Raw genomic sequence first — 3336 nt, forward strand, 5'->3', positions numbered from 1 at the left:
GCCACGGTCGACGCCGCCGACCGGGCCGCGTGGATCGCCGCCCGCCAGGCGTCGGGCTATCCGGTGCTCGTCGCGGTCGACCAGGGCGACACCGTCGTCGGCTACGCGTCGTTCGGCGATTGGCGCGCGTTCGACGGCTACCGCCACACCGTGGAGCACTCGGTCTATGTCCGTTCCGATCAGCGCGGCGGCGGCATCGGCAGGGCGCTCATGCTCACGCTGATCGAGCGTGCTCGTCGGCTGGGCAAGCACGTCATGGTCGCCGGCGTCGAAGCGGGCAACGAGGGGTCGCTGCGCCTGCACGAGCGGCTCGGCTTCGAGCACGCCGGCACCCTCCGGCAGGTCGGCACGAAGTTCGGCGCGTGGCTCGATCTGACCTTCCTGCAGCTCACGCTCGACGACCGCGCGCGCCCCTGACGCACTTCCGGCCCTGGCGCTGCGCCCAGCCGGTCCCGGTGCACGTGAAGGTCGCGTCCTCCCGAGTCACTGGGCCCGCGCCCGCTCACTGTGCTGCAGCGCAGTGGGTGGATGCCAGGACGGTGACTCGGTGCGCACGACCGGGCACGACCGGCACGCGGGGGCTCAGGCCTCGAGCGCCTCGGCCAGCAGCTGCGCGTGGTTGTGCGCGGTGTCGTGCGTGCCGTACAGCAGCGTGACCACGGCGTGGGGCTCGAGCGTCGTCCGCAGCTCGCCGACCGCGGGGTTCGCGGCGAGCTCCGCGCGGTAGGCCTTCTCGAAGGCATCCCACGCCAGGCCCTCGTGGTGGAGCTCCGTCCGCAGCTCGGCGCTGGGCGCCACGTCCTTGGCCCACAGATCCAGGTCGGCGCGCTCCTTCGAAAGGCCGCGCGGCCAGAGCCGGTCGACCAGCACGCGGAAGCCGTCCGCGGGCGCCGGGTCGTCGTACACGCGCTTCACCTTCAGTTCCATGACCTCAGTCAACACCCGTGCACTCGTCGGGGCCACGGCATCCGGCCCGCATCCGCTGCACACCGTCGGAGATCGGCGGTATGTCGGATGCCTCGGCGCACCGGCATCCGATCGTGCGCCGATCTCCGACGATGTGCCGCACGCGGCGCCCCGCGTAGGCTGGGGACGAGTTCGAGGGAGAGCACATGGACCTCACGGGGAGCGCGGCGCTGGTCACCGGCGGCGCGAGCGGACTCGGTCTCGCGACCGCCCGGCGCCTCGCCGCGGGCGGAGCGCGCGTCACGATCGTCGACCTCGCGACCTCGGCCGGCGCCGCCGTCGCCGCCGAGCTGGGCGGCTCGTTCGCTCCGGCCGACGTGACCGACCCGGGCCAGGTGGCGGATGCCGTCGCCCTCGCGTCCGCAGACGCACCGCTGCGCGTCGTCGTCAACTGCGCCGGCATCGCGCCGCCGGCCAAGGTCCTCGACCGCGACGGCATCCCGACCCCGCTCGCGGACTTCGAGCGCATCGTCCGCGTCAACCTCGTCGGGACGTACAACGTGGTGGCCCAGGCCTCCGCCGTCATCGCCCGCACGGAGCCGACCGCGGACGGCGACCGCGGCGTCATCGTGAACACGGCGAGCGTCGCCGCGTTCGACGGCCAGATCGGTCAGCCCGCCTACGCGGCCAGCAAGGGCGGGGTGCACGCGATGACGCTGCCGATCGCGCGCGAGCTGGCGCGCCACGGCATCCGGGTCTGCACGATCGCCCCCGGGATCATGGAGACGCCCATGCTCGCGGGCCTGCCGCAGGCCGCGCAGGACTCGCTCGCGCTGCAGGTGCCGTACCCGCAGCGGCTCGGGCGGCCGGGCGAATACGCCGCGCTCGTCGTGCAGATCGTGGAGAACGGGTACCTCAACGGCGAGACCATCCGTCTCGACGGTGCCATTCGAATGGCACCGCGATGAGCGGCACCATGGCCATCCGGATGGCGCCGCGATGAGCGACTCGCAGCGTTCACAACTCAGGCAGATCGCCCGCTCGGGGGTCATCGGCGGCCGGATGAGCGCATTCTGCAGGAGTTACGTGCAGGCACGCCGGGTCAGGCCGTGGAATGTGCGGGTTTCGGGCCCGTGCGTGGCGGAGGGAGGGTCGGCGTGAGCGACTCGATCCTCCTCGCCGTCGACGCGGGCCTGGCCCGCATCACGTTCAACCGGCCCGCGATGCTCAACGCGATGGACTTCGAGATGGGCACGCGCTGGCGCGACGTCGCGCACGCGGTCGCCTCCGACCAGGCGGTGAGGGCGGTGATCCTGGATGCCGTCGGCCCGGCCTTCTGCGCCGGGGGAGACGTGCTCGCGATGGCGACCTCCGGAGCCGACGGTCAGCAGGTGACCGGTGCCGCGGAGGTGATCCACGACGGCATCCGGACCCTCGTCACCTCCGACAAGCCGATCGTGGCGGCCGTGCAGGGCGCGGTCGCGGGCGGCGGGCTCGGCCTCATGCTGACCGCCGACCACATCGTCGCGGCCGACACCGCGCGGTTCGTGTCGCGCTACGCGAACATCGGGCTCACGCCCGACCTCGGCGTCTCGACGCTGCTGCCCGCGGCGATCGGCCAGCGCCGCGCGCTGCAGCTGCTCCTCACCGACACCACGATCGACGCAGCCACGGCGCTGGACTGGGGCCTCGTGAGCGAGGTCGTCGACCCCGATCAGGTCGCCGCCCGTGCCGAGGAGGTCGCCCGCTTCTGGCTCGCCGGGGCGACCGCGGCGTTCGGCCAGGCCAAGCGCCTCGTCCGCACCGGCGCCGGCCGCTCGTTCGAGGAGAACCTCGCCGACGAGGCCCGCTCGATCGGGGCGCGCTTCGACACCCCAGAGGCCCAGACGCGCATCGCGGCGTTCGCCGCGGCATCCGCCCGCAGGAGATCCGACAAGCAGGAGAGCCCATGACCCCCACGAGATCGCTCGCCGGCAAGACCCTCCTCATCTCCGGCGGCAGCCGGGGCATCGGCCTCGCGATCGCCGTGCGGGCCGCGCGCGACGGCGCGAACGTGGCGCTGCTCGCGAAGACCGACACGCCGCATCCGAAGCTCGAGGGCACCGTCCACACCGCGGCGGAGCAGATCCGCGCCGCCGGCGGCAACGCGCTGCCGATCGTGGGCGACGTGCGCAACGACGACGACGTCACCGAGGCGGTGCTCACGACCGAGGGCGAGTTCGGCGGCATCGACATCGTGGTCAACAACGCGTCGGTGATCGACCTGTCGGGGTCGCTCGACCTCGCCGCGAAGAAGTACGACCTCATGCAGGACGTCAACGTGCGCGGCACGTTCATGCTGTCGCGCGCCGCGGTGCCGATCCTGAAGGATGCCGAGAACCCGCACATCCTGTCGCTCTCGCCGCCGCTGAACCTCACACCGCGCTGGCT

General features: G+C 72.8%; 5 protein-coding genes. 4 read left to right on the forward strand and 1 reads right to left on the reverse strand.

Annotated features, from left to right (window positions below):
* Positions 1 to 417 (forward strand): N-acetyltransferase family protein (locus WML84_RS14010; protein WP_347346752.1); only part of this gene is annotated, 417 nt, incomplete at its 5' end.
* Between the two features lie 165 nt (positions 418 to 582).
* Here the strand turns inward: WML84_RS14010 and WML84_RS14015 are convergent.
* Positions 583 to 927, reverse strand: a complete 345-nt coding sequence (locus tag WML84_RS14015; RefSeq protein WP_347346753.1) for a DUF488 family protein — start codon at positions 925 to 927, stop codon at positions 583 to 585.
* Positions 928 to 1112: 185 nt separating this feature from the next.
* On the opposite strand from WML84_RS14015, the gene WML84_RS14020 reads away from it, so the two are divergent.
* The 3 genes from WML84_RS14020 to WML84_RS14030 all read left to right on the forward strand — a co-directional run.
* Positions 1113 to 1874 (forward strand): SDR family NAD(P)-dependent oxidoreductase, encoded by a 762-nt coding sequence (locus WML84_RS14020; protein ID WP_347346754.1) that lies wholly within the window; start codon positions 1113 to 1115, stop codon positions 1872 to 1874.
* A 189-nt stretch (positions 1875 to 2063) separates the two neighbouring features.
* Positions 2064 to 2858, forward strand: coding sequence for an enoyl-CoA hydratase-related protein (locus WML84_RS14025; RefSeq protein ID WP_347346755.1), 795 nt, complete (start codon positions 2064 to 2066; stop codon positions 2856 to 2858).
* Positions 2855 to 3336, forward strand: a 482-nt coding sequence (locus WML84_RS14030) for an SDR family oxidoreductase (RefSeq protein WP_347346756.1), incomplete at its 3' end; no start/stop codon positions are given. The genes WML84_RS14025 and WML84_RS14030, both read left to right, overlap by 4 nt.

Origin of the sequence: Microbacterium sp., from assembly GCF_039812165.1 — a bacterium.
GTDB lineage: Bacteria > Actinomycetota > Actinomycetes > Actinomycetales > Microbacteriaceae > Microbacterium.